25 protein-coding genes are annotated in these 25,856 nt (G+C 69.6%); 13 read left to right on the top strand and 12 right to left on the bottom strand.

All coding sequences use genetic code 11. From position 1 onward, the window contains the following. The first annotated feature begins 24 nt into the window (after positions 1-24). Both AB0436_RS23250 and AB0436_RS23245 read left to right on the top strand, forming a co-directional pair. The gene (locus AB0436_RS23250; RefSeq protein WP_366469864.1) at positions 25-240 is read left to right on the top strand and encodes a hypothetical protein; all 216 of its coding nucleotides are present in this window, start codon (positions 25-27) and stop codon (positions 238-240) included. Further along, the gene (locus AB0436_RS23245; protein WP_366469863.1) at positions 237-803 is read left to right on the top strand and encodes an SMI1/KNR4 family protein; all 567 of its coding nucleotides are present in this window, start codon (positions 237-239) and stop codon (positions 801-803) included. The genes AB0436_RS23250 and AB0436_RS23245 overlap by 4 nt, the downstream gene beginning before the upstream one ends. A 67-nt stretch (positions 804-870) precedes the next feature. On the opposite strand, the gene AB0436_RS23240 is transcribed toward AB0436_RS23245, so the two are convergent. From AB0436_RS23240 to AB0436_RS23215, 6 genes are all read right to left on the bottom strand, one after another. Then, positions 871-5,232, bottom strand: a complete 4,362-nt coding sequence (locus AB0436_RS23240) for a Tat pathway signal protein (RefSeq protein ID WP_366469862.1) — start codon at positions 5,230-5,232, stop codon at positions 871-873. A gap of 62 nt (positions 5,233-5,294) precedes the next feature. Beyond that, entirely contained in the window at positions 5,295-5,861 is a 567-nt protein-coding gene (locus tag AB0436_RS23235) for a PASTA domain-containing protein (RefSeq protein WP_366469861.1), read from the bottom strand. Between the two features lie 160 nt (positions 5,862-6,021). Continuing rightward, positions 6,022-6,432 carry a hypothetical protein gene (locus tag AB0436_RS23230; protein WP_366469860.1) on the bottom strand — a complete coding sequence of 137 codons (411 nt, stop codon included), beginning with the start codon at positions 6,430-6,432 and terminating at the stop codon, positions 6,022-6,024. 334 nt (positions 6,433-6,766) lie between these two features. Further along, positions 6,767-8,173: a mannitol dehydrogenase family protein gene (locus AB0436_RS23225; RefSeq protein ID WP_366469859.1), complete on the bottom strand. Its 1,407-nt coding sequence runs from the start codon at positions 8,171-8,173 to the stop codon at positions 6,767-6,769. An 8-nt stretch (positions 8,174-8,181) separates the two neighbouring features. Next, positions 8,182-9,396, bottom strand: a complete 1,215-nt coding sequence (gene manD, locus AB0436_RS23220; RefSeq protein WP_366469858.1) for a D-mannonate dehydratase ManD — start codon at positions 9,394-9,396, stop codon at positions 8,182-8,184. Between the two features lie 104 nt (positions 9,397-9,500). Then, a complete protein-coding gene (locus tag AB0436_RS23215; protein ID WP_366469857.1) occupies positions 9,501-10,880 on the bottom strand; it encodes an MFS transporter in 1,380 nt (459 codons plus the stop codon). Between the two features lie 249 nt (positions 10,881-11,129). On the opposite strand from AB0436_RS23215, the gene AB0436_RS23210 reads away from it, so the two are divergent. Together AB0436_RS23210 and AB0436_RS23205 are read left to right on the top strand one after the other, a co-directional pair. Continuing rightward, positions 11,130-11,906, top strand: a complete 777-nt coding sequence (locus AB0436_RS23210; RefSeq protein WP_366469856.1) for a GntR family transcriptional regulator — start codon at positions 11,130-11,132, stop codon at positions 11,904-11,906. Between the two features lie 199 nt (positions 11,907-12,105). After that, positions 12,106-12,606: a DoxX family protein gene (locus AB0436_RS23205; RefSeq protein WP_366470040.1), complete on the top strand. Its 501-nt coding sequence runs from the start codon at positions 12,106-12,108 to the stop codon at positions 12,604-12,606. Here AB0436_RS23205 and AB0436_RS23200 read toward each other — a convergent pair. Both AB0436_RS23200 and AB0436_RS23195 read right to left on the bottom strand, forming a co-directional pair. Then, entirely contained in the window at positions 12,513-12,836 is a 324-nt protein-coding gene (locus AB0436_RS23200; RefSeq protein WP_366469855.1) for a hypothetical protein, read from the bottom strand. The genes AB0436_RS23205 and AB0436_RS23200 overlap by 94 nt on opposite strands. After that, complete coding sequence (locus AB0436_RS23195; protein ID WP_366469854.1) at positions 12,826-14,145, bottom strand: PspC domain-containing protein; 1,320 nt, start codon at positions 14,143-14,145, stop codon at positions 12,826-12,828. Before AB0436_RS23195 ends, AB0436_RS23200 begins: the two co-directional genes overlap by 11 nt. A 130-nt stretch (positions 14,146-14,275) precedes the next feature. Here AB0436_RS23195 and AB0436_RS23190 point away from each other — a divergent pair, with 130 nt between their 5' ends. The 7 genes from AB0436_RS23190 (at position 14,276) to AB0436_RS23160 (ending at position 21,260) form a co-directional block, all read left to right on the top strand. After that, positions 14,276-15,562: a PspC domain-containing protein gene (locus AB0436_RS23190; RefSeq protein ID WP_366469853.1), complete on the top strand. Its 1,287-nt coding sequence runs from the start codon at positions 14,276-14,278 to the stop codon at positions 15,560-15,562. Beyond that, positions 15,559-16,254, top strand: a complete 696-nt coding sequence (locus tag AB0436_RS23185) for a response regulator transcription factor (RefSeq protein ID WP_366469852.1) — start codon at positions 15,559-15,561, stop codon at positions 16,252-16,254. The genes AB0436_RS23190 and AB0436_RS23185 overlap by 4 nt, the downstream gene beginning before the upstream one ends. 37 nt (positions 16,255-16,291) lie before the next feature. Further along, entirely contained in the window at positions 16,292-17,071 is a 780-nt protein-coding gene (locus tag AB0436_RS23180; protein WP_366469851.1) for an SDR family oxidoreductase, read from the top strand. 34 nt (positions 17,072-17,105) lie between these two features. After that, entirely contained in the window at positions 17,106-18,770 is a 1,665-nt protein-coding gene (locus AB0436_RS23175) for a hypothetical protein (RefSeq protein ID WP_366470039.1), read from the top strand. Between the two features lie 135 nt (positions 18,771-18,905). Next, a complete protein-coding gene (locus AB0436_RS23170) occupies positions 18,906-20,099 on the top strand; it encodes an FAD-dependent oxidoreductase (protein ID WP_366469850.1) in 1,194 nt (397 codons plus the stop codon). Next, on the top strand, positions 20,096-21,013 hold the full coding sequence (locus AB0436_RS23165; protein ID WP_366469849.1) for an RNA polymerase sigma-70 factor: 918 nt from the start codon (positions 20,096-20,098) through the stop codon (positions 21,011-21,013). Before AB0436_RS23170 ends, AB0436_RS23165 begins: the two co-directional genes overlap by 4 nt. Positions 21,014-21,143: 130 nt before the next feature. After that, positions 21,144-21,260, top strand: a complete 117-nt coding sequence (locus AB0436_RS23160) for a DUF397 domain-containing protein (RefSeq protein ID WP_366469848.1) — start codon at positions 21,144-21,146, stop codon at positions 21,258-21,260. Positions 21,261-21,264: 4 nt separating this feature from the next. On the opposite strand, the gene AB0436_RS23155 is transcribed toward AB0436_RS23160, so the two are convergent. From AB0436_RS23155 to AB0436_RS23145, 3 genes are all read right to left on the bottom strand, one after another. Then, positions 21,265-21,651 (bottom strand): cupredoxin domain-containing protein, encoded by a 387-nt coding sequence (locus AB0436_RS23155; RefSeq protein WP_366469847.1) that lies wholly within the window; start codon positions 21,649-21,651, stop codon positions 21,265-21,267. Between the two features lie 154 nt (positions 21,652-21,805). Further along, positions 21,806-22,063 (bottom strand): hypothetical protein, encoded by a 258-nt coding sequence (locus AB0436_RS23150; protein WP_366469846.1) that lies wholly within the window; start codon positions 22,061-22,063, stop codon positions 21,806-21,808. After that, on the bottom strand, positions 22,060-22,953 hold the full coding sequence (locus AB0436_RS23145) for an SPFH domain-containing protein (protein ID WP_366470038.1): 894 nt from the start codon (positions 22,951-22,953) through the stop codon (positions 22,060-22,062). The genes AB0436_RS23150 and AB0436_RS23145 overlap by 4 nt, the downstream gene beginning before the upstream one ends. 277 nt (positions 22,954-23,230) lie before the next feature. On the opposite strand from AB0436_RS23145, the gene AB0436_RS23140 reads away from it, so the two are divergent. Continuing rightward, the gene (locus tag AB0436_RS23140) at positions 23,231-23,605 is read left to right on the top strand and encodes a VOC family protein (RefSeq protein ID WP_366469845.1); all 375 of its coding nucleotides are present in this window, start codon (positions 23,231-23,233) and stop codon (positions 23,603-23,605) included. Between the two features lie 90 nt (positions 23,606-23,695). Next, the gene (locus tag AB0436_RS23135; protein WP_366469844.1) at positions 23,696-24,844 is read left to right on the top strand and encodes an alpha/beta hydrolase-fold protein; all 1,149 of its coding nucleotides are present in this window, start codon (positions 23,696-23,698) and stop codon (positions 24,842-24,844) included. On the opposite strand, the gene AB0436_RS23130 is transcribed toward AB0436_RS23135, so the two are convergent. Next, the gene (locus tag AB0436_RS23130; protein WP_366470037.1) at positions 24,808-25,854 is read right to left on the bottom strand and encodes an NlpC/P60 family protein; all 1,047 of its coding nucleotides are present in this window, start codon (positions 25,852-25,854) and stop codon (positions 24,808-24,810) included. The two genes, AB0436_RS23135 and AB0436_RS23130, sit on opposite strands and share 37 nt — an antisense overlap. Between the last annotated feature and the right edge of the window lie 2 nt (positions 25,855-25,856).

Genomic DNA, 25,856 nt, shown 5'->3' with positions numbered 1-25,856 from the left:
CCGGCGGCGTCGTATGATCGGGGCATGGTCGCCCCCGTCACCCGCCGCAGGACAGCCTGGGGCCTGGTTGTTCTCGTGCTGACCGCTTTCTGCTTCTATGCCCTGTCCCCGGTGAAGACCGGGTGCTCCCTCTCCTCCGAGCCGTACGGGTCCAGTTACAGCCCGCACGATGCCGGGCAGTCCTCGGGGCCGACAGGCTGCGGTGACCAACGTCTGCGCTTCCTGACCTGGGTCGGATGACCTACGACCTCATGAACGGTGACGAACTGTCGGGCCTCTGGACGCAGATCGAGAGCTGGCTGGCGCGTCACGCGCCGGGCGACTTCGCGACGCTGAACGCAGGCGCGTCCGACCAGGAGATCGAACGACTGGCGAGCGGCCTCGGGTTTCCCGTCCACCCCGATCTGCGGTGGTTCCTCGGTGTGCGGGGCGGCTGCCGTCCCCCCGGGACGAGCATGGACCCGGGCGCCTTCTTCCTCGGATTCACACTCCTCGACATCGACGGGATTCTCACGGCACACCGCGAACTGGTCGACATCGTCGACGAATCAGTGGCGTGGGTTCCCCTCGCACAGGACTTCACCGGCGACATCGTTTTCGTCGATCACCGTGAAGGGTTCGACGGAGCGGTGGGCATCATGTCGTTCGGTGATCCGGAGCCCACCCACCCATGGCCGTCCCTCGCTTCGATGCTCCAGGACATGATGTCCGCGCTGCGGTCGGGAGCAGCACTCGCCTCGGTGCCGGCGCTGACCCCGCGGGTGCACGAGGAGCGCATGGTGCAGTGGGAGATCCACGCGTGATGGCCGGCGGCCTGCTCACCGGGTGAGCGGGCCGCCGGCCATCCTGGGCGTCCTGGAAGTCGGCGTCCTAGAAGTTACAGACGGTGTTGACGTCGCACGACTCGTAACCCGTCCGGACGAAATAGGCGTCGTTGTCGAGCAGCCGCACGTCCTGGGTGAACCGTCCCAGGTCGCCACCCGCAGCGGTGTTCTGGCCGGTCGTCACGGCCAGACGGCCGCACACCTCGTTCCAGGTGGGGTAGGCGTAGTTCTCGTCGAGTTTGACGGTGAACGTCCCGTCGCCGTTGGCCACCGCGTACATCTGCACGCATTCCTTGCCGGACGTGACCTGCTGTCCGCCGCTCTCCTTGGACTTGGCGAAGGGATACTCATCGCAGCTCGTCCCGATCGCCTTGGGGTTCGGCTTCCATTCCGCGACGGCGAGTTTGCAGATGATGTTCCGGTTGTTGCCGGCGGTCGTCCCGTTGGCCTCACGGTGCAGCGGCTTGTTGTACTTCTTGCTGCCCGGGTGTGAGGCGAGCTTCTCCTGCATGGCGTAGTAGTAGGCGGCAGCCGCAGGGTACTTCTGGGTGTTCAGCGGCAGCGTGGGGGCGGTGCCGGGGAAGACGCATCCGGTGTTGCCGGCGACCTGGTTGTCGCATCGGATGTTGAACGCCGTGTCCCGCCAGCTGTTGTTCGCGCTGCCCTTCATGCCGGGGCCCGTCCAGCTGGTGTCCCAGGTGAAGCTCAAGGTGGCCTGCCCGCTCGCGACCTTGTTCCAGCTGAAGGTCTCCGTGCGCGATACGGCATGCGCGTCGTGCTGCGTGAAGGTGGTGCTGCCCTGCCACGCACCCAGACTGTCCTTGGTGCACGAACTGGTCGCCCAGCAGGTGTTGACGTAGTTGTCCAGGGTCAGGGACGTCGCCTCGCCCTGGAGGTCGGGCAGCGAGAACTGCGACCACACCGTGAACGTCTGCGACTTGGGGTTCAGCTTGATCTGCTGCGTGGTGTGTACGGTGCCGCCTCCGACCGTAGCGCCGTCGTCGTTGGTCACGTTCACGGCGTACGTGCCCTTGATGCAGCCCTCGGTGCGGGTGGACTTCGACGTCACCCCCGAGATGGCGTCACACCAGTCGACCGGACCGGCCGTGGCGGACAGCGCGCGGGCACCGGTGGCCGACTTCCCGGTCCTGGTCTTGCTCCCGGAGGTCGTCAAGGGGCCGGTGCAGACACGGAGTCCGGAGCCGTTCGGCTGCGAGCACTTTTCCGCAGGCTTCGCACCGGTCACGCCGGCGGAGTTCGTCCGCTGCGTGGCGAGCAGGTCGGCCGGCACCGGGGCCGACACGTCCTGCGGGGTCTGCGCCGCGATGTTGTCGATATCGGGCGCGTTCGGGTTCTCCGCCTTGAAGTTGATCGTCGGGAATCCGCTGAAGTCACCGGGCAGCACCGCGATGGCACCCCAGGCGATGTCGTCACTGGCGGTCCCGTCCGATGTGCTGTTGCTCAGCTTGACCTCGGGTGCCTGATCGTTGAAGCGATAGGCGCCCAGCGAGACCCATTTTCCGGCGTTCGCCTTCTGGTCGATGCGCTTGTCGACGGTCCCGAAGGGGGTGACGACCTGGTACACGGCTTGGCCGGTCTGCGCCCCGGTGTCGGGTATGTGCGCGTACAGCTTCGCCTGGCCGCCCTTGACGGCGCTGCCGAGCTTCCAGTCGCCGAGCACCGTCATCAGCCCGCCGTCGCCGCCGAGATGGTCCTCGTCGCGGGTGTGCGCGTACCAGAAGTGGCCGCCGTAGCCGCCACCGATCTGGTGAAGGTCGGCCTTGGCCTCGTAGTGGGTGCCCAGTGTGTCCGGGTTGAAAGTGAACTGGAAGCTGCCGTCCGAGTCCGCCGTGCCGCAGTCGCCCCAGGTCTCGGTCCCCTTGGGTACGGAGGCGATGACCTGTGAGCCGGCGGGCGCTCCGGAGCACACGGGCGTGCCGTCCTTCAGTCGGTAACCGCGCCCCGGCTCCTGGACGAGCGTCTGGTACTTGATCAGTTCGTGCCCGCAGTCGTTGGCGCAGTCGGTCTTCCAGGTGGCGTTGGACTTGTTCCACCAGTACTGCGCGTAGCACTCCTCGGTGCCGCAGTTGGGCGGTGTGAGGGAGTCGCAGTTGTTGGCGCTGTTGCAGAAGACGGTCAGGTCCGGCGAGACCCGGCTGCGCTGGGCGGTGCTGGTCCACCAGGCGGGACGGAAGCCGGCCGAGGAGAAGCCGGACTCGCCCTGCCAGTCCTGGCGGCCGTCGGTGCTGTAGGAGTAGCCGGTGTCGATGGACCAGGCGGCCCAGCCCATCACCTTCTCCTCATAGGGCCAGTCCTGCGGGTGGGCCGCATCGTGGTTGGCCTCGGTGCCGTCCACGTCGGTGTCCATGAACGGGTGGCCCCAGCTCTTCTTGTAGATGGGGTTGGCCGGGTTGTTGTACCAGCCCAGGCCCCAGTGCCCGCCGTTCTCGGAAGCCTTGGAGGGCGGGTTGAAGCCGAGATTGTAGTTCCACACCGCGGTGAACCAGTTCTCGACGTACGCCGGGTCGTCGTCGTTGACGGTGACCTTCTGACCGTCCTCGTGAACCTCGTTCCACTTGTCGGCGAGAATCTTCATGGACGCGGCGATGTTGGTCGCGTAGTCGATCGCCACTGCCTTCTGCAGGGAGGGGGACAGGCTGGTCTCCCCTTCCTTCTCGTGGCCCGCCAGACGCATACCGTCGGTCACCTGGCCGACACCGTAACCGCAGTCCGACTTGTCCCAGTTGATGTTCCAGTACGATTCCGGCATGCCGGGGTCGATCTGGTGGCCGTAATAGCCGTCGACTGCGGCGAGCGGGCTGCCCATCTGTCCCGGGATGGCGCCGGATTCGGCCTGCCACAGGTTGGATTCCTGAGCCATGATGCCCAGCATCACGTTGGCAGGAATTCTGCCGCCACCTGTCAGTGACGGGGGTGGGAAGAGCCCCTGCGGATCAATGGTGCCCAGGCCTGCCTGGTCACGGTAGCCGCCCTGGCGCAGGTACTGCGCACGCAGGTCGCCGCGCACCGCCATGTCGACGGCCCACTCGACCTGGTTGGGGGTGGGCTGGAGCGCTTGCGCCTTGACGTCATTGCGGGAGACCGCGCACCAGCGGTCCGGGTCGGTGGGGTCGTGCGAGATGTCTGCCGAGCTCAGTGTGGTCCTGGCTTGCTTGTCCGGCCCGGAAGCCGCGGTCCGACCGCCGCCCAGTGCGGGTGAGACGGTGCGCTGCCCGGCGGACTTCCCGGGGCCGGCGACCTGCTGGCTGATGTCCGCGCCGGTGCCTGTCGCGGTCGAGGTCACCGTCATGGGTGCGTCGGCCGCAGCGGTCTCGGCGCCGCCGTACTGCGGTGCGGGTTCGGATCCGCTGACGTTCCTGCCCGCGTTCTTGATGTGCGCGAGGCCCGATCGCATCCCGGCCGTCAGGACGGGATCGACGGCGAGTTGGCCTTGGCTGGAGACGTCGGCGCCGGCGTCGGCCTTGATGCGGGTCACGCCGGTGCCGTGGGTTTCCGGAGTGCCGGAGGGGTGGCCGGTGAGGAACACCTTGCTGGAGCCGCCCCGCTTCAGCTCCAGGTCGCCGATCTTGCCCGTGGCGATCGTGACGGGCTCGCCCTTGCCGTGCCATATTCGCGCTCGTGCCGTGGTGGAACCGTGGCTTTCCACGAAGGCCACGTCGCCGCCGTCGACCGGCTGGATGTCGGAGGGGACGCCGCCGGTTGCGACCAGCTTTTTGACCTTGCCGGAAGCGTCGAGGTGAACCAGGTCCGGGCCCAGCGCGGCGATCGTGCCGTCCTGGCTCGGAACGGCGCTGGTGATCTCGCCCTTGGCCGCCGCCTTGCTGAGCGTCTTGCCGGCGGAGTTCACGGTCACGACCCGGGTCTTGGTGCGGGCGGGGTCGTTCATGTCGCGGAAGGCCGTGAAGGCGGCTGTGTGCGTGCCCGGGTTGCACGACGGGTCGAAGTACGCCAGCGACGCGGTGAACGGCAGCTTCGTCACACGGCCGGTGTTGAGGTCGACGATGGCGGTGAAAGCGCCGCCCTGCATCAGGTCGGGCTTGTTGGTGAAGGTACGGGGCGCGTAGACCACGGCGGCATGGTCGTGGTCCATGACGCACTGGTTGCCGATCCAGGAGTCCGCGGGCAGTCCCGGTTCGCTCAACACCGCAGCGGTCTTCCATGCGTACGCCTTGGCGCGGTCGGCGACCAGGACACTCAGGCCGTCGGTGTCCGCAGCAGCGATCACGGCGCGGTCCGTGCTGGTCTTCCATCCCTTGCCCAGCTTCGTGTCCGGGTCGGGGACGTGCCCGGGAGCAAGCGGCTTCTCCTGCTGCTGCGGGGCGGCTTCGGCGCTGGACGCGGCGAAGGCCGGCCCGGCGGCCGGCAGCACGCCCCCAGCCACGACCACGCAGGCGAGCGTGGCAACGAACCCTGTGCGGGGTCGTCTTCTGGATTTCACGGAGCGTCTCCTCATGTGCGCGGACACTTTTTCAGGGCGACGTAGAGCTTGACGTTCTCCGAAGCGTCGAGCGGCTGCCCCGGTTTCGGATACTGATGACATACCTGACCGTGAACACGCTGGATGTCCTGCTGATTGACGGCGCCCTGGTCCGACCCGTACAGGACATCAATGAATTCGTGGTTGTATCCCTTTTTCAGCAGCTCCTTGTAGGCGTGCTGAAAATCATCCCCGATGACTTTTGGCGTCTGCGGGGTCGGGACATGCGCGTCCCAATGAGTCGGACATTTTTCCCCTCGCGGGACGGCGCCGAAGGTGACAGAATTCTCCAGCTTCCCTTTCCTTGTCAGACAGACGCGCCACACATCCGCATGCTGCAGATCGACCGTTCGGCCGAGGTCCGTGGCATCCTGAACGGAAAAGGCGAGGTCTTTGTTGATCGCGCCTTTCATTTTTGTGGGCAAGCTGTCCGGTGGCAGGGTCGCCGATGCTGACGCACTGTGTGTCGCCGAAGCCGCATCATCGGAAGGATGATCCGAGCAACCGACCATCAGGGTCGCCGCCAGAATCAGTCCCACGGCACTACCAAGTGGTTTTAGTTTCAATCGTCCGATCTTCCGTGAATGTGCGGCCTGCGGTAGAGACGGCCGGGGGCAAGGGCGACCTCGTCGCCCTTGCCCCCGACCTGGGAGCCACTCGTCCTGTGGGGCTCGCCGTTATGAAAGGTGCCTGCTCAGCTCACGCCCAGACGGAGGTGCCCGGCCAAGTGGACGGGCTGCAGCCGGTTTCCCAGTGGAGACCACCGGTCACCGTGCCGTCCCAGTCGCCCAAGCACGACCAGATGTGGAGCGGCGTCCCCTCCGCGATCGACAGGTCGTGCTTGACGCTCGTGCCAGAACCGTTTCGGTCCCAGTAGTAGTAATTGCTTGATGCACTTCCGAAACTCAGAATGCCTATCGCTGAGTGCCCGTCCTTCTTCAGGTCGTAGACGGTAAAGATTTCTCCGTACGCCTGAAAATGCGCTTTTCCGGCCGATCCGCTCGCATAAGCGGTGCCGTCCCCGCTCGCCGCTTGGCTGTTCGTCGCACCCGCCAGAGCGAGTGTAATGACGGTGGCGCCGACGCTGACAACCTTCATGAACTTGTTCATTTCTCTCCCCATGAATGATCAGAGGTTCCATGTGTTCAGCAGTCAAGGGGGCGCAGCCCGGCCCTTTTCTCCCCGAAAGCGCGGCCTCCGCCCATCGAAAGATGGATGAATAGATGGCCCCCCATATCGCCTGACGGCGACTTGACCGCGTACTGCACAAGCTAATCACATGAGGCGCACAGGCTGCACAGGAATATTGAGGCCGCCGATCGGACAGTTACCGTGCGTAGCACGAGGGACCTGGCTTGATTTGCATATGCCTGATTCGCCCTGCGGAATTCGTCAACGGAAGGTAGTAGGGCGTGAGCTACCTCACTTCCCGGACGGCGGGCGGTCAGAGCTCCGCTGCCACCTCTGCGACCAGTTCGCCGTCCTGCGCGAGATCGTCCGCGCCCAGCACCGTGAACAGCGCGCGGACCGCGTCAGCGGGGGCCCGCCCCTGCCAGGCCGCGTGCAGCAGGGCGGCGGCGGGGTCGGCCGGGCGGGCAGCGGACGGATCGCGGGTGCCGCGGGCCCAGGCGGCCAGGGCGCGGGAAAGCTGGGGGGTTTCCCGGCCGGCGGCGCGGAGCTCGCGTACCGGGGCGAGCCAGCGTTCCGGGATCTTCAGGGAGCTGTCCGAAGCGATCTGGTGCAGCCGGTGGTGCATCGACGGATTGCCGAAGCGAGCCACCAGGGCGTCCGTGTAAGCGGCGATGTCGAGGCCTTCGGCGGACGGCAGGGTCGGGGAGACCTCCGCGCAGAAGGCCCGTACCGCTTCTTCGCCCCATTCGGTGGCCAGTGCGTCCGCGACCGTGACGCAGCCTGCCCGCAGGCCGAGTTGGGCGATGAGCGAGTGCGCGCCGTTGAGCAGCCTGAGCTTGGTCAGCTGATACGGGGTCACATCCGCGACGAACCGGGCGCCCCCCGTCTCCCAGCGCGGACGGTCCGCTGCGAAGCGGTCCTCCAGGACCCATTGGGTGAACGGTTCGCCGACCACGGCTCCCTCGTCGCGCACCCCCAGCACACCGGCCGCGGTGACCCGGTCTCTTTCGGTCGCCGCGGGAACGATGCGGTCCACGACGGTCGCCGGGAAGGCCACTGCTTCGGTCACCCACTCGAGCAGCCGGTCGCGCTCCGGCCACGGTGCGGCCTGGATGAACTCCCGTACCAGGCGGGCCACCACCGGCCCGTTGGCTGCCATGTTGTCGCAGCACACCATCGACAGCGGGGCGCCGCTCCGCCGGAAGCGGGCACGCAGCCCGTTCGCCACCTGGCCGACGACGGTGGCCGGTGCGTGGTCCGAGTCGGCGCCGAGGTCGGCACGGATCAGCGGATCGGCGAGATCAAGCCCCCCGCCGACGGCATCGCGGCGGTAGCCCTTCTCCGTCACGGTGCTGGTGACGACCGTGACGTCGGACGAGGTGAGCAGCGCGGTCAGCCGCTCGGCGTCGCCGGTGGCGTGCAGGACCTCCACGAGCGAACCGACGACCCGGGTGGACGGCGCGCCGGGGTGGCGCAGGGTCAGCGAGTACAGGCCGTCCTGCGGCCGCAGTGCTTCCACCACGCTGTGGCTGCGCTGGGCGAACCCGGCGATGCCCCAGCCGCCCCCACCGGTGTTCTGTTCGGTGTACACAGCCTGGTGGGCACGGTGGAAGGCGCCGAGCCCGAGGTGGACGATGCGCGGCCGCAGTTCCCGCGGGTCGGCCTGCGGGCGGGTCTCGGGTGGGAGGCCGGGGAGGGCCGCGTACGAGAGGCGGGACATGGGCGCCATCACCAGTCGTGCACGGAGCCGTCGGTACGGCGGCTCACCGGGAGGTACTTGGGGTCGTACGGGAAGCGGGCGGCCGCCTTCTCGTCGAACTCGATACCCAGCCCGGGCCGGTCGGACGGGTACAGCGCACCGTCGCGGTAGGTGTAACCCGGCTGGAACACCTCGTGAGTGAGCGGGTCGTGCGCCATGTACTCCTGGATGCCGAAGTTGGGCACGGTGACGTCGAGATGTACCGCGGCGGAGAGGCTGACCGGGGAGAGGTCGGTGGCGCCGTGCGAGCCGGTGCGCACCTGGTACAGCTCGGCCAGATGGAAGATGCGCCGCACATGGGTGATGCCGCCCGCGTGCACCACGGAGGCCCGGATGTAGTCGATGAGCCGCTCGGTGATCAACTGCTGGCAGTCCCAGATGGAGTTGAAGACCTCTCCGACCGCGATGGGCGTGGTGGTGGCCCGGCGGATGCCGCGGAACGACTCCTGGAGTTCGGCGGGGGACGGGTCCTCCATCCAGAACAGCCGCAGTTCCTCCAGCCGGTGGCCGAGCCGTCCGGCCTCGGTCGGGGTGAGCCTGTGGTGCACGTCGTGCAGCAGATGGAAGCCGAACCCGAAGCGTTCGCGGACCGCGGTCAGATACTGCGGGGCGAAATCCAGGTAGTCCTCGGTGTGCCAGGACTGTTCGTCCGGCAGCGCGGTCGCTGCGGGCTCGTAGCCCTGGCCGTCGCCGTGCCGGATGCCGTAACTGCCGGGCGATCCGGGGACAGCGGCCTGTGCGCGGATCGCGTGGAACCCCAGCTCCTTGAACCGGGCCACGTCGTCCAGGAGTTCAGCGGTGTCCTGCCCGCTCGCGTGCCCGTACACCATCGCGCCGTCCCGGGCCCGGCCGCCCAGCAGGTCGTAAACCGGCATCCCGGCGACCTTGCCCTTGATGTCCCACAGGGCGGTGTCGACGCCGGCGATGGCGGTCATCGTGACGGGACCGCGCCGCCAGTACGCGCCCTTGTACAGGTAGTGCCACATGTCCTCGATCCGCGCGGGGTCGCGGCCGATCAGCAGCGGCACCAGGTGGTCGCGCAGATAGGAGGCGACGGCGAGTTCGCGGCCATTGAGCGTGGCGTCGCCCAGGCCCGTCACGCCGTCGGACGTGGTGATCCGCAGGGTGACGAAGTTACGCCCGGGGGAGGTGACGAAGACCTGTGCGTCGGTGATGGTGGCCATGGGCCGTCCTCTTTCTGCCGGCTGTTCCGGTTCTGCTGGTGCTGCGGTTTCCGCTGGTGCCGCGGTTCCGTTCCGCTGGGTTCCCGACGCGGCCGGGCGGTGATTCACCCGGACCGGCGGGCCTCCCGCTGCGGCCATGGTGCGTATTCATGCCCGCCGCGCCGGGCGGGTGCGGTCTCCGGGAGGAGGCACAGAGCGACGATGCTGGTGGTGATCAGGGCACAGACATAGACCGCGTCCCAGACGTACGAGCCGTCCCCCGCGATCAGCAGCGCTGCGGCCACCACGGTGAACGGCCCGCTGGCGATCATCGAGCCGAACTGCCAGACGATCGAGACCCCGCTGTAGCGCGTGGCCGACGGAAAGAGCTCGGGGAAGTACGAGGCCTGCGGAGCGTAGGACCCCGCATGCCCCAGGGCCAGCCCCGCGACGAGCGCGATGACGATCACGGCGGTGTCCCCGCTGCGTACGGCTTCGAACGCCGGGACGACCAGGAGCAGGTTGAGTACGGCGGCGGCAAGAAACACCGGGCGTCTGCCGACCCGGTCGGTGAGCCGGCCCAGCAGCGGGAGCGCGACGAGTTCGCAGATCACCGCGATGATCACGGCGTCGAGGACGACGCCGGTGTCATGGTGCAGTGAATCGGCGTAGGAGACCAGGAACACCGTGTAGAAGGGGAAGACCGCCGCCTCGACGAACTTCGCGAACAGCCCGCCGACGAGCTCCCGCCGGTGGCCGCGGAACAGGGTCTTCACCGGCGACCGCTCGGGGCGCTGCTCCTTGACCGCGCGGAACGTCTCGGACTCCTCGACCCGGCTGCGTACGAACAGACCGACGGCCACCACGATCGCGCTCAGCAGGAAGGGCACCCGCCAGCCCCAGGAGAGGAAGGCCGCCTCCGACAACTGGTTGTCGAGCAGCGCGAAGAGAGCGGTCGGGATGAGATAGGCAGCCGGGGAGCCGAGCTGGACGAGGCTCGCCCAGAAACCGCGCCGCTCGCGGGGCGCGGCCTCCGCGGTGAGCAGGACCGCACCGCCCTGTTCCCCGCCCACGCCGAAGCCCTGCACCAGGCGGACGAACACCAGGATGACGGCGGCCCAGATGCCGATCTGGTGGTAGGTCGGCAGGCAGCCCACCGCGAATGTCCCGAGACCGGTCAGCAGCAGGGTGAAGACCAGGGCCTTCTTACGGCCCAATCGGTCGCCCACCATGCCCCAGACGAGTCCGCCGAGCGGCCTGGCGAAGAAGCCGACCGCATAAGTGGAGAAGGAGGCGAGTGTGCCGAGGGCGGGATCGACGTCCGGGAAGAAGACCTTGTCGAAAGCGAGCGCGGAGGCCGTGCCGTAGATGAAGAAGTCGTAGTACTCGGCCACCGTCCCGACGACCGAGGCGAACACGATCCGCCACAGCGCCCGACGGTTGGCAGTGCTCTCTGCGGGCAGCACGGGGTCTTCGGTGGCTGCCGGCCGGGTTGGTCCGCTCATGGTGGGGTCCTTGAAGACGGCGGGAACGGAGGGAACGGCGGGACGGCCGTCGGCAGGCCGCCGAGCGGTCGCCGCTTTTGTCTCGCGTCGGCTACCATACAAGTACATCAGTGGAGTCGGTCAAGGGTCCGCACCGGCCGCCACTGCCGCGGCCGGGGCGCCATACGCGGACGTTCGGGGAAAGCGGCCGGGCGGCACCAGGTAGCGTCCGGTCATCGGTCCGAGCAGTGAAGGAGCAAGGGGGAGCTCGTGGCATCCAGCGGAAATGGAAATCTGCAGGGCACACTCGGTCAGGACGGCACGGGGGCCCGGCGGGGTGCCGGCGGCCGGGGCGGCAATACCAGGCAGTGGGTGCACGAGCTGCTGCGCGCACGCATCATCCGCCTCGAGCTCGAGCCGGGCACGGCCCTCTCGGAGAACGACCTCGCCGCAGAGCTCGGCGTGAGCCGGACCCCGGTCAGGGAGAGCCTGATCCTGCTCGGGGACGAGGGACTTGTCGATGTCTATCCGCAGCTGGGCACGTTCGTCTCGCGGATCCGGCTGAGCGACATCACCGCCGCACAGTTCATCAGGGAGGCCCTGGAGTGCGCGGCATTGCAGGACGCCGCGGGGCGCGCCTCGGAACGCGACCTGACCGACCTGCGCCGACTGCTGCGCGCCCAGGAGGACTCGGCGCAGGACGGCGACATGGACGAGTTCTTCCAGCTGGACGAGGACTTCCACGCGCGGCTGATGGCGGTCGGCGGACATGCCCCCGCCTGGCCGGTCGTCGCCCAGGCCAAGGCCCAGCTGGACCGGGCGCGGCGGCTGTCCCTCCCGCTGACCCAGCAGCTGCCGCTGCTGATCGGCCAGCACCGCGTGATCGTCGACCTGCTGGAGGCCCGCGACCACTCCCGCGCCGAGCAGTCGCTGCGCGACCATCTGCGCCTGGTCTTCAGCGACGTGCAGAAGATCCGTGGGCAGCACCCGGAACTCTTCGCGGAGGACGGCGCGGGTGCGCGTCCCCGCAGGCGGTCAGGAGCCTAGGGGCGCAGCCCCCCGGCGGACCGGGGCGGCGCCCCGTCTACCGCCTGTCGGGATTGCTCGGCGCGGGATTGAGCTCCCCGCCCACCCCACACGTATTCCTCACCAAGGCCCAAAACGCGATCCGCGCGGACGGGGGCACCCGGAGAGGCAGAACCCAGACATGGTTCACGGATATCGGACAGAGACGACGCCCGCCGCCATGGGCGGCCCCGCCCGGCGCGGCAGCCGGCGCGCCGACTGGAGGGAGACCGCCCGCACCTACGCCCTGGTCCCCCTCCGCCTCTTCCTCGGCGTTACCTTCACCTACGCAGGTCTCGACAAGCTCACCGATTCCGCGTTCCTGCACGCATCCGGCACCGGCTCCATCGGCGAACTCATGCACTCGGTCCGCGATTCGGCCGCCGTCCCGGCCCTGGTGGACCTCGCCCTGAAGAACCCGTCGGGCTTCGGCTACGCCATGGCCCTGGGCGAACTCGCGGTGGGCGTCGGCACCCTGCTCGGGCTCTTCGGCCGGCTCGCCGCGCTCGGCGGGGCGGCGATCTCGCTCAGCCTCTGGCTGACCGTGAGCTGGCAGACCACGCCGTACTACTACGGCAACGACCTCGCCTACCTCATGGCCTGGCTGCCGCTGGTGCTCGCGGGATCGTCTGTGCTGTCCGCCGATGCCCTCCGGGCGGCCCGGCGCCGGCGTACGCCGTAACTGATCCGGCTCGTCACCCCCGCCACCACCAGACCGGCGATGAGTACCGGCGCGGCGACCCCGGCCGGTGTCACCCAGAGACCGCCCGCATCACCGAGGTAGAGGGCGGCGATGCCCAGCAGCACCAGCCCCGCGACCACCTTCCCCGGCCGGACCTCATGCCGGTACTCACGCCTGGGCGTGCGCAGCCGTTCGTCCCCGCGCTCACGCCCCGAGTCGTCACCGTGCACGGGTCACCTCCGCCTGTCCCACGCCGACCTCCATGCGGAGGTCGAGGGTGCCTGCCGCCTTCCCGCCGGGCGGCGGGTCGAGCGTCACCGTCTTCTTCTGGTCGGGCTGAATGTCGACGTCATTGCCGTCCTCGCCGGGCAACTGGATGTCGCCGATGCCGACGTCGACCCGGAGCCGTACCGTCACATTCTTCGGTACGACCACGACCAGCCGCCCCGCACCGACCTCCGCACGGGTGCCGGCCGAGGCGCCCGCCGGCAGGGCCAGATCGCGGAGGTTCAGGGTGCCGACCCCGGAGCCGACCTCGTACTTCGGCTGCAGAGCGGAGACCGACGCGGGCCGCCAGTCCGTACGGACCCAGTCGGATGTGATGTTCTTCGGCAAGGACGCGGACACCGCGAGCAGCGCCGTGGTGAGCACCGCCAGGATGATCGTGCCGACGCCGGTACGCCCGACGAACGCGCTCACCAGCATGCCCAGGCCGAAGACGGCGAGTGCGCAGGCCAGCCCGATCTGCAGGCTGCTGCCGACCGGCTGGGCGTGCCAGGAGAGCCCGGCGCCGAGACCGGCCGCGCACAGCGCCAGCAGGAACACCCGTCCGCCGATGCCCCGGGGGCCGCGGATCGCGGCAGGAGGCCAGGCCGGTCCTCGGGACGGTGCCGGACGGTCCACCACGGCATCCGCGGGCCCCCACAGATAACCCGGGCCCACCGGCCCCGTGGTGCCGTCCTTGATGATCGGATCCCGCCACCAGGACGGGCTTCCCGGGGACGGCGGCGCCTGGGTCTCCGGCGGCGCGTCGGCCACCGTCTGCGCGGTCACCCGCTGCGCCGCCACCTTCTGCGCGGAGGCCCTGGCCGGGCCGGCCGGTTGGCCGCCGTCCGGGGCGGTCTCCTCCGGTGGCACCAGCCGCCGCCGCTGCGACCACACCGCCGAGCCGCCCGCGGCCAGCGCGAGCAGCGCCGAGAAGACGAGTACCGACACGTAGTGCAGCATCGACAGGAACAGGCCGCAGCCGACCAGCGCGGCGAGCACCGCCGCCATCGACGCGCCCTCGACCCGCCCGGTCAGCAGCCGGTGTCCCTCACTCTCGTCCTCGCCGTCCAGCGGCAGCAGCAGCCAGGCGAAACCGTAGAAGATCAGCCCGAGGCCGCCGGTCACCGTCAGCACCCCGAGCACCACCCGGAAGATCACCGGGTCCAGGTCGAAATGCCTGCCGAGACCGCCGCACACCCCGGCGACCACCTTGTTCCTCCGGTGGCGCCGCAACTGCGGTGCCGGCTCGTACTGCGGCGGCGGGGATGTCATGCGTCCATGGTGACCGGCACCGCGCACGGAAGGGAGCCGTCGCAACCCTGGCCGGTCCCTGATTTCGGTGCGGCGAACCAGGGGGTTTTCCCTGATGCCTCGGTATGCCTGTGCATGTGACGATCGAACCATGCCAGTCGCCCCACCCCGCGCCGCAGGCTCCGGCGCCGCCGAAGCGCCGGAAGAGCCCCCGCTGCGCAAGCTGTACCGCAGCGCCGAGGGGCGCATGCTGGGCGGTGTCGCGCGCGGGCTCGCCGGCCACCTCGGGGTGCCCGTCTCCTGGGTGCGGGCGGCCTTCATCGTGCTGTTCACGCTGGAGGGGCTCGGTGCCCTGGTCTATGTGGCGTTCTGGTTCGTGGTCCCGCTGGGTGCGGGTGGGGTGGATGCCAACCGTTCTGCCTTCGAGGAGTCCCCGGACGGCCGCGCCCGGCTGCTGCGCAAGCCGGACCGGGGCCAGATCGTCGCACTGATCGCGCTGGTCATCGGGGTGGGGATCTTCGCGACGAACGTCGACATCGGCGGCGCCGCGAGCCCGTACATCTGGCCCGTCCTGCTGATCGGCGCCGGTGTCGTGCTGGTCTGGCGCCAGGCGGACAACTCCCGCCGCGCGCACTGGTCCGAGGTCGGTCGCCGCAGCCGGCTGCTCCCGCTGGGACGGGCGCTGGCGGGCGTCGTCCTGGTCGGTACCGGCCTGGCGGCGTTCATCGTGATCCGCGGCTCGGCCGCCCAGCTGGGCAACGTACTGACCGCGACCCTCGCCGTGGTCGCCGGCATCGCCCTGCTCGCCGGCCCCTGGCTGGTGCGGATGACCCAGGACCTCTCGCAGGAACGCCTGATGCGCATCCGCGCGCAGGAACGCGCCGAGGTCGCCGCCCATGTGCACGACTCGGTGCTGCACACCCTCACCCTGATCCAGCGCAACGCCGACGACGGCGGCGAGGTGCGCAGGCTCGCCCGCGCCCAGGAACGCGAACTCCGCGCCTGGCTGTACAAACCCGAGGGCACCGGCAAGGACCAGGACGACGAACCCGAGACCCTCGCCGAAGCGGTCAAGAGCGCCGCCGCCGAGGTCGAGGACAAGCACGGTGTGCCGCTGGAGGTGGTGGTCGTCGGCGACTGCCCGCTCGACGAGAAGCTGTCCGCACAGATGCAGGCCGCACGCGAGGCAATGGTGAACGCGGCCAAGTACGGTGGCGGGGGCGGGGCGGTGCAGGTCTACGCGGAGGTCGAAGGCCGTACCGTCTTCGTATCCGTACGCGACCGGGGCCCCGGCTTCGATCTGGACGCGGTACCCGACGACCGGATGGGCGTCCGGGAATCGATCATCGGCCGGATGCAGCGCAACGGCGGTACGGCGCACCTGCGTTCCGCGCCGGAGGGCGGCACCGTAGTGGAACTGGAGATGGAGCGAGCATGACCGAGACCGAGACCGAGCAGACCACCGAGAGCCGCCGGGTCCGGGTCGTGCTCGTCGACGACCACCGGATGTTTCGCACCGGCGTACAGGCCGAGATCGGCCGGACCGAGACCACCGGCGTCGAAGTGGTCGGCGAGGCGGCCGATGTCGACCAGGCGGTCACCGTCATCAAGGCCACCCGCCCCGAGGTCGTCCTGCTCGACGTCCACCTCCCGGGCGGCGGCGGCGTCGAGGTGCTGCGCCGCTCGGCCGCGCTGATGTCCGACGCGGAGAGCCCGGTCCGCTTCCTCGCCCTGTCCGTCTCGGACGCGGCGGAGGACGTCATCGGCGTCATCCGGGGCGGCGCCCGCGGCTACGTCACCAAGACGATCACCGGCACCGACCTGGTCAGCTCCATCTTCCGCGTCCAGGACGGCGACGCGGTCTTCTCCCCGCGCCTGGCCGGCTTCGTCCTCGACGCCTTCGCCTCCACGGACGCCCCGCCGGTCGACGAGGACATGGACCGGCTGACCCAGCGCGAACGCGAGGTGCTGCGCCTGATCGCGCGCGGCTACGCCTACAAGGAGATCGCCAAGCAGCTCTTCATCTCGGTGAAGACCGTCGAGTCCCATGTCTCCGCCGTGCTCAGGAAGCTCCAGCTCTCCAACCGTCACGAACTGACCCGCTGGGCGACGGCACGACGCCTGGTCTGACCTGCACTTATCGCCGCGTTGCGGTTAGGGTGCGGTCATGACTGCGCAGGCCTACCTCTCCGAACTCTTCTCGCTGGACGACCGGGTCGCCCTGGTGACCGGCGGCAGTTCCGGCATCGGCCGGGCCATCGCCGGGGCACTCGCCCGGGCCGGGGCGAGCGTCGTCATCGTGGCGCGCAAGGAGGCGGAGCTGGCCGCCACGGTGGACGAGCTGACGGCCGAAGGCTGCCGGGCGGCGTGGGTGAGCGCCGACCTCGGCATCCGCGACCGTGTGCGTGCGGCGGCCGACCGGGCGGCAGAGCCGTTCGGGGAGCCCGACATCCTCGTCAACTGCGCGGGCGTCAACCTGCGCCCGCCGATGAGCGAGTTGGGCGACGAGGTCTGGGACACCACGATGGCGGTGAACCTGGAGGCGCCCTACCTGCTGGGACAGCGTTTCGGTCCCGGCATGGCCGACCGCGGCTTCGGCCGGATCATCCACGTCACCTCCCAGCAGGCGCATCGGGCGTTCGTCCAGAGCGGTGCCTACGGGGTCTCCAAGGGGGCGTTGGAGTCACTGGCCCGTTCGCAGGCCGAGGCCTGGTCGCCGTACGGCGTCACCTGCAACACGCTCGTGCCCGGCTTCGTGAGGACGCCGCTCAACGCGCGGCTGTCGTCGGACACCGAGAAGGTGGCGGCGTTGGCCGCGCGCACGATGGTCGGGCGGAACGGCCTGGCCGAGGACTTCGCGGGCGCGGCGGTCTTCCTGGCAAGCCGCGCATCCGCCTACGTCACCGGGCAGTCGGTCTTCGTCGATGGCGGGTTCTCCGTTCACTGAGATTCTGCGATCCTGGTCGACTCCGGCCCGTCGTCTGCCGTCCGCACAGAAACGATGTCCCGTGTCCACTGATGAGCTGCCCGTACGACGGTCCGATGCGAGTCCGGCGGAGAAGCCGGGACTCCTCCGGTCTCAGCTCACCCGGGACCGATACGCCGTTCCGCTGTGCGCTGTGGCCGTCACCGCGCCCCTTTACGCGATATGGGCCGTTTTCCTGGCCACCGGTGGCGGCGACCTGGCGGCGCAGCTCGCCTGGGCCGGGTTCGTTTCGCGGTCCCCGTCGTCCGCGTACAACCTCTTCTGGTACGGCGGCATGCACACCGCCAACTACAGCGTGATATCGCCCCAGCTGATGGCGCTCTTCGGAGTCCGGACGGTCAGCGTCCTTGCCGGGCTCGCCTCTTCGTGGCTGGTGGGCGTGCTGATGGTACGCGCCGGGGTCCGCAGACCACTGTGGCCCGCGCTGTTGGCGGCGCTCGCGCTGTGGTGCGACGTGGTGTCGGGCCGGACGACCTTCGCACTCGGCACGGCGTTCGCCCTCGCGGCGTGTCTCGTGGTGACCGGTGGTGCGCGCAAGCTCGTCGCCGCGCCGATGCTCGCCGCGCTGGCGACCCTGGCGAGCCCGGTCGCGGGCCTGTTCCTCGTCGTGGCGGGCGCCGGCTGGCTCCTCGCCGGAGACTGGCCCAGGGCGTCGGTTCTGCTGCTTCCGCCCGCGGTCGTTGTCGGCGCGACGACGCTGCTGTTTCCGTTTCAGGGTGAGCAACCCATGTCCCTGGGCCGGGTCTGGCAGCCGTCCTGTCTCGCTCTCGCCGTTGTGGTGTTCGCCCCCCGGGCCTGGCGGGTGCTGCGGAACGCGGCAGCGGTCTACGCAGTGGGCATCGTCCTCACGTATCTCATTCCGTCCCCCATCGGCACGAACGTCGAACGACTCTCCGAACTCGCCGCACCGGCGGCCCTGCTCGCCTGCGCCCTCCAGCCCGTCCCCCGCCGGCTCCGGTCCCTGGTGAGTATCGGAGCGGCCGTCTCGGTCGCCGTATCGTCGGGCTGGGTGATCAAGAAGACGGCGGATGACATAACCGTCTCCACCGAGGTGCCGGCCTGGGCATCGCACACCGACGGCGTCGTACGCGAACTGGCGGCCCTCCGTGCCGACCGGACCCGGGTGGAAGTCGTCCCGGCCCGCAACCACCGTGAGGCCGACGTGCTGGCGTCCCACGTGAACATGGCCCGTGGCTGGAACCGGCAACTGGACGTGGAACGCGGACGGCTCTTCTACGACGGCACGCTGTCCGAGGCCTCGTACCGCGACTGGCTGAACCACTGGGCGGTGGGCTACGTCGTCCTGCACGACGGCAAACCGGACGGCCCGGCAGAGCAGGAGGCCGCTCTCGTACGGTCCGGGCCCGGCTGGCTCGACCCGGTCTGGCACGACAGCCACTGGAGCATCTACCGCGTACGCAGCGCACCGGCACTCGTCACCGGCCCGGCACAGGTCGTCTCGTCCGACGGTTCCGAGGTCGTCATCAAAGCCCGCCGCAAGGGGCCGGTTCTCGTGCGTATCGTCTTCTCGTCCTGGCTGCACGCCGACGGTGGCGCGTGCCTGAAGCGGGCGGGTGACTGGGTGCGGCTCACGGCCCCGGCTGCCGGGACGTACCGATTGAGCTCCGAGTACCGGCTCCCGTGGGCGAACGGCTGCTGATCCCGCAGGCGCCCCGCTCTCCCCTCGAAATATGACGCAGGTCACACCAGCCTCGCGTCACGAACGGAAGGGCAGCTTGCGTCTGGTGGTCGTCCGCACAGCGGGAATGACCGACAGGAAAGAGACGGCAGAGCAATGAACGCGACAGCAGCGCAGCAGCACGAGGTCCTGGTCCTGGGCGCCGGTTACGCCGGGCTCTCCGCCGCGATCCAGCTCGCGGCCCGCGCCAGGAAGCAGGGGAACCTGCGAGTGACGCTGGTCAACCCCTACGACACCTTCACCGAGCGGCTCCGACTCCACATGACCGCCACCGGTCAGGAGACGGCCGAGAGGAACATCCCGGACCTGCTGGACGGCACCGGCGCCGGCTTCGTCCGCGGCTGGGTCACCGCCGTGGACGCCGAGGCGAAAACCGTCCGGATCGATGACGACCGGGTCCTGCGCTACGACACCCTGGTCTACGGCCTGGGCAGCATCGCGGACACCATCGCCGTCCCCGGCGTGGACGACCACGCCCACACCCTCAACAGCCCGGAGGACGCCGCTGTTCTCGCCGACCGACTGACCCGGCTCGACGGCGGGACCGTCGTGGTCGGCGGCAGCGGCCTCACCGGCGTCGAGGCCGCCGCGGAGATCGCCGAGCGGCATCCGGAGCTCCAAGTCGTGCTGCTGGGACGGCGGGAACCGGGGGAGACCATGCACCCGAAGGCCAAGGCCTACCTGGACGCGGCGCTCGCCCGGCTCGGCGTGCGGGTGCGCAGCGGCGTTGAAGTGGCCAAGGTACTGCCGGACAGTGTCGAGCTCGCGGACGGCTCCAGCATCCCGGCGGGCGCGGTGCTGTGGACCAGCGGCACCCGTGTCTCGCCGTTGGCTGCCGCCGCGGGCCTGACCGTCGACGAGCGCGGCCGTGTGGTCACCGACAGCGCGCTGCGCTCGGTCTCCCACCCGGATGTCTACGCCGTGGGCGACGCGGCGGCGATCGGTCAGGGCTACGGCGTGATGCACGGGACCTGTCAGGGCGGTATGCCCACCGGCGTGCACGCGGCCCGTTCGATCCTGCGGGTGCTGGCCGGCAAGGAGCCCAAGCCCTTCCGTTTCGGCTACTACCACACACCTGTCAGCCTGGGCCGGAACGACGCCGTCGTACAGTTCACCCACCCCGACGACAGCCCGCGCCGTATCGTGCTGACCGGCAAGCGAGCCGCGAAGTACAAGGAGACGGTCACCGCCGCGCCGTGGCCGACCTTCGCCCGTATGAAGAAGATGCCGGCCTCGGGCGCCTTCTGGCCGCACGGCGGCCGCTACACCCGGATTCGGAGCGCCAAGTGAACCAGCCGCAGCAGGCCGGACCCGACCAGCTTGCCTTCCAGAAGTACCGCACCCTGCTCTTTTCCGTCGGCTACCGCATCCTCGGCACCGCCGCCGACGCCGAGGACGTGGTCCAGGACGCCTGGCTCAAGTGGTCGGCGGCCGAACGTTCGCAGGTCGCCGACCCCAAGGCCTACCTGACCCGGATCGTCTCCAACCTGGCGATGGAGCGGTTTCGTTCGACCCGCCACCAGCGCGAGACGTACGTCGGGCCCTGGCTCCCCGAGCCGATCCTCACGGGCCCGGACACCGCTGACGGCGTTGCCACGGCGGACTCGGTCTCCATGGCCCTGCTGGTTGTGCTGGAGACACTGAGCCCCCTGGAACGCGCGGTCTTCGTGCTGAAGGAGGTCTTCGCCTTCAGCTATGCGGAGATCGCGGAGGCGGTGGAACGCTCGGAGGCGGCGGTCCGGCAAGCCGCGCACCGCGCCCGGGAGCACGTCCAGTCCCGCCGGCCCCGTTTCACCGCGGACCGCGCCCGCCAACGCGACGTCACCGAGCGCTTCTTGGCGGCGACGTCGGGCGGCGACATCAACACCCTCATGGAGCTGCTCTCCCCGGACGTGACGCTGTGGACCGATGGCGGCGGCAAGGTCCGCCAGGCCCTCAAGCCGGTCGTCGGCCTGGAGGCCGTGGCCCGTTGGTTCGCCGCGCTCGGCACCGCGACCTACCAGGGCATCGAGCCCGGGCAGATGCGGGCAGAGCTCACCTGGATCAACGGTGGCCCGGGCGTGGTCTTCCGCGGCCCGGACCGCGTGATCGCCACGCTGACCTTCGACTTCGATCCGGCGGGCAGCATCTCGACCATCCACAACGTGGCCAACCCGGACAAGCTCCACGCGGTCGCCGACGGCACTCGGCACGAGCTCTCCTGACCGCTGCCGCAGCACGCTGGCTTTCCTGCGACCGGAAAAGTTTGCGGAGTACTCGCAGGAGTACGCGGAGGCGGAAAAGCGCGCAGTTGCCGTCTGCTGGTACGAGTTCGCGCTGAGACGGTTGAAGAGCGTGTTCTGCGTAGAGGTCGGCGCCTGTCCCGCCACCGTCCACGTCCGGGACTCGAAGCTGGCCGGGAGTTCCCAACTGGCCGTGCCCGCCCCGGCCTGGGCGGCCTTTCTCGTGTAGGCGGTCAGCGGAGCGTGAGGGTGCCCTTCATGTACGGGTGGATCGAGCAGTAGTAGGGGTACGTGCCCGCCTTGGCGGGCGCGTTGAAGGTGACCGTCTGCCCCGGCGCGATGGTGTCGGTGTCGAAGGACTTCTTGTCCTTGGCCGTCACGGTGTGCGCTGCCGAGTCGTTGTTGGTCACGGTGATCTTCGTTCCGGCGGCGACCGTGAGATGTGCGGGCTTGAACGCGAAGTCCTTGATCGTGATGTGCGCCGACTTGCCGCTTCCGGACGCCGACGCCGTAGCGGAAGAGGTCTTCGAGCCGCCGCTCGAACAACCGGTCACGGTGGTGAGCACGCACAGTGCGGCCACGGCCGCGACGGCGCACGGCTTGTGGGTGAGGAAGGGCATCTCTCTCCGGTGGTCTCGGACGATCGGGGCAAGCAGGCATAACGGTACGGCTGTTGGCTCGAGTGTTCCGGAGCGGACCGCAGGACGTGGCGATCCACGGAGCCGACCGGGCCGACGGCTCACCCGAACGGATGGCCTCGAGGCGCTGCGTTGCCTATGCCTTCGCCGGACCGCGCCCCGACCCCGGCGGCCGGCCCCGACGGGGGAGGGCGCCGGTATCGCGCGGCAGGCGGCCCGCGTCGGCCAGGGCCCTGCGGAGCAGGAACTCGATCTGCGCGTTCGTGCTGCGCAGTTCGTCGCCGGCCCAGCGGGCCAGCGCGTCGTGCACGGCGGGGTCCAGCCGCAGCAGGACCTGCTTGCGCTGCCGGGCCGCGCGCGGTGGCGGCGGTGCGCCGGATTCGTCCTCGTTCACTGGTAGAGCGAGCCGGTGTTCAGGACCGGCTGTACCGCCCGGTCGCCGCACAGCACGACCATCAGGTTGCTCACCATCGCGGCCTTCCGCTCCTCGTCCAGTTCGACGATGCCCTGCTCGCTGATCCGGATCAGCGCCTGCTCGACCATACCGACCGCGCCTTCGACGATCTGCTGACGGGCGGCGACGACGGCGCCGGCCTGCTGGCGCTGGAGCATCGCGGAGGCGATCTCCGGTGCGTAGGCGAGGTGGCTGAAACGGGACTCGATGATCCGTACGCCCGCGGCCTGCACCCGGGCGGTCAGTTCGAGAGAGAGCTTCTCGGTGATCTCCTCGGCGTTGCCGCGCAGCGACAGCGCGTTGTCGTCGTGGGCGTCGTAGGGATACTCGATGGCGATGTGCCGGACGGCGGACTCGGTCTGGGTGGCCACGAACTCCGGGTAGTCGTCCACCTCGAACAGCGCCTGCGCGGTGTCCTCGACCTTCCACACCACGACGGCCGCCAGCTCGATCGGGTTGCCGTACGCGTCGTTGACCTTCAGGACGGAGGTCTCGTTGTTCCGTACCCGGGTGGAGATCTTCCGTGAACTGGTCAGCGGGTTGACCCAGCGCAGGCCGTCCTGCCGGATGGTGCCGACGTACCGCCCGAACAGCTGGATGACCCGGGCCTCGCCGGGCGCGACCATCTTCACGCCGGTCATGCAGAACAGCGAGACGACCAGCACCAGGATGCCGACGATGATCAGGGCGGCCTTGCTGCCGCCGCCGGTGGAGACCCCGCCGCCGATGAGCAGGCCGAGGCCCACCGCGACACCGAGCACGGTCAGCAGCAGTGCCAGCCCGCCCGCGATGCCGTGCGCGGTCCTTTCCCGGACCTGCGGCGCGGGCATCTCCGGAGTGTCCGCATCGAGCCCCGCCGCAGTGGTCGTGGCGGGGTGCGCGGGGTGCTTCGCAGGGTCTTGGTCGGGCGATCCGGTCATGAAGAGCTCCGTCTCCGGACTCCGGCCGGACCGGAGTCGCATGTCTGCTTGCGGGGAAGAATCAAAGTGATAGCTAATTTAGCACGGTGCGGTAGCTGCCGGCGGCCGACGAGCCGCCGAGCGATGAGTTTGGCCTCCGCGCGGCGTCATCACCTCTGCAACCACCTATGCACAAGGAGGTGCCTTCATGGCATCGCAGGACAACCTCACCGGACTCGGTGTGATTCTCGGCAGTGCGGAGCCCGACCGGCTCGTCGAGTGGTACCGCGCCGTGCTGGAGCCATTGGGCGCCCGTTGGGAAGGGCACATGCTGGTCATCGGACAGCAGTCGATCATCGGGTTCGACCGGCGCGACGATGTCGCGGACACGGCGGCGGAGCCGGGGCGGCACATGGTCAACATCACGGTTCGGGACATCCGCGCCGCTGAGCAGCACCTCGACAGCGTCGGGGTGAAGTGGGCTCGACCCGTCGAGGAGATGGGTGGCGGCTGGATCATCTGCACCGTGCTGGATCCGGTCGGCAACTACCTCCAGCTCCTGCAGGGGCCCGCAACGTCCTGAACCGGACGGGCGCACCCGCCGGGGGCGCCGATGTAAAAAGGGGGCAAAACAGGTAACCCCGGTCGTCGGTTGGGCATCTCTTCACGCGTGATGAGCCTGACGGGGACCCCGTTCTTCCTGACCGCGATTGCCGCGACGGTCATCGCAGTGCTGCTGCCGCTGCTGCTGTGGGGGCGGGTCGCCGGTCCCGCGGCTGTGCGGGGGGCGGTGCGGCTGGGCATGGTGCTGGTGGCGCAGGCGACCGCGGTGCTGACGGTGTTCGTCGCGGTGAACAACAGCAACGGGCTGTACGACAACTGGTCCGACCTGCTGGGCAGGGGCCACCACGTCGTCGCCGCGCCCGACCTCGGACCCGACGGTCTGGGCGGCCTGCGACCGGACGCCGGGCCCCGGCAGCCGGCTGACTTCGCGCCGTCGCACGACCGGCGGATGGGGCGCGGGGTGATCGGCACGACACTGACCGGACGGGTGTCCGGGGTACGCGGTGAGGTGTACGTATGGCTGCCGCCGCAGTACGACCGGCCCGCGTACCGGGACAAGAAGTTTCCGGTGGTGGAGTTGCTGGCGGGCTTCCCCGGGACGGCGAAGGCCTGGTTCGGCAGCCTGGACGTGCAGACCCAGCTGGCGCCGATGATGGCGAGCGGGGAAGTCGCGCCGTTCATCCTGGTGTCGCCGAGGACGTCGCTGCTGGGCAGCCGGGACACCGGGTGCGCCAACGTGGCGGGCGTGGTCGACGCGGAAACCTGGCTGAGCGTGGACGTGCCGAGGATGGTGACCGACACGTTCCGGGCCCAGCGGGGGCCGCGGGGGTGGGCGGTCGCGGGATACTCCGCGGGGGCGCACTGCGCGGTCAAGCTCGCGCTCGCGCACCCCAACCGTTACCGGGCGGCCGTCGGCCTCTCCGGCTACAACGATCCGGCCGCCGAACGCGCGTCCATCACGGCGAAGAACCCGGCCCTGCGCCGCGACAACAACCCGCTGTGGATTCTGCGGCACGCCAAGACCCCGCCCCGTACGGCGCTGTACCTCTCGGGCGCTCCGCGGGACGGCTACCGGGACGGCCTCGCACTGCGGGCGGCGGCCAGGAGGCCGACGCGGGTGCATGTCGTACCGGTGACCGGCGGGCACAGCCGGGCCGTCTGGCGGAAGCAGGTACCGGACGTGTTCCTGTGGCTGTCGGAACAGTTCGCGGGGTCGGCGCCCTACACCGGGCGGGTCGCTCCGGCGAAGGGCATCTGATCGATGGGGGCGATCCGGACCGGCGCGCCGGGATGCGGGGCGTGGATCATCTCGCCGTTGCCGATGTAGATGCCCACATGGCTGATGCCCGAGAAGAAGAAGACAAGGTCCCCCGGCGCCAGCTCCGAGCGGCTCACCCGCCGGCCCGAGTTGATCTGGGTGTACGTGGTGCGCGGCAGCGATACGCCGGCCGAGCGGTACGCCGCCTGGGTCAGCCCCGAGCAGTCGAAGGACGAAGGACCGGTCGCCCCCCATGCGTACGGCTTGCCGAGGGCGCCGTAGGCGAAGGCAAGGGCCTGCGCGGCACGTGAGCTGGGAGCCACCAACGAGCCGCGCAGGGCGGAACGGTCGGCGCGCGGCACGGCGGCTCCGGTGTCCTGAGCGGCGTACTGCGCGCGTTCCGGGGCGGTCAGCCGGGCGAGCAGTGCCTGCGCCGTGCGGATCTTGCTCTGCACGGTGGTCTTCTGCTTCTTCAGATCCGCCTGCTGGGTGCGGAGCTCGCTGATCTTGCGGTCCGCCTCCGAGCGGAGCTGGGCGAGGTCGCCGAGCTGCTTGCGCACCCCGGTCACCTTTGCGGCCTGCAGGTCGTCCGCGCGCTCCACGTAGGCCGCCCGCTCCAGGTACTGCGTGGGGTCGGAGGAGAGGAGGACCTGGAGCGACGGGTCGATGGCACCATTGCGGTACTGGGCCTCGGCGGCCGCACCGAGCGCGTCGCGGGCGGTGTTGAGCTCCTGGGTCCGCCGGGCGGCCTCGTCGTGCAGCGTCCGCAGCGACTTCTCGGTGGCCTGCGTCTCGGCCTTCGCCCCGTTGTACTTGTCGGTGGCGACCTCCGCCTGCTGGTACAGCTGGTCGACCTTGGCCTTGACCTGTGCCCGGGAGAGCTGGGGTTCGGCATGACCGACGCCTTCGAAGGCGGTTGCCGACGCGGCTCCGGCGAGTGCGAGGGTGGCGGCGGTCCGGGCCGCGGGGCCGGTGAGCGGGCGTTGCCTGGGCTTTCGGTGAGCGGCCACGA

Origin of the sequence: Streptomyces sp. NPDC051322, assembly GCF_040689485.1 — a bacterium.
Classification (GTDB): domain Bacteria; phylum Actinomycetota; class Actinomycetes; order Streptomycetales; family Streptomycetaceae; genus Streptomyces.
This window is presented reverse-complemented; position numbering and strand designations above follow the sequence as displayed.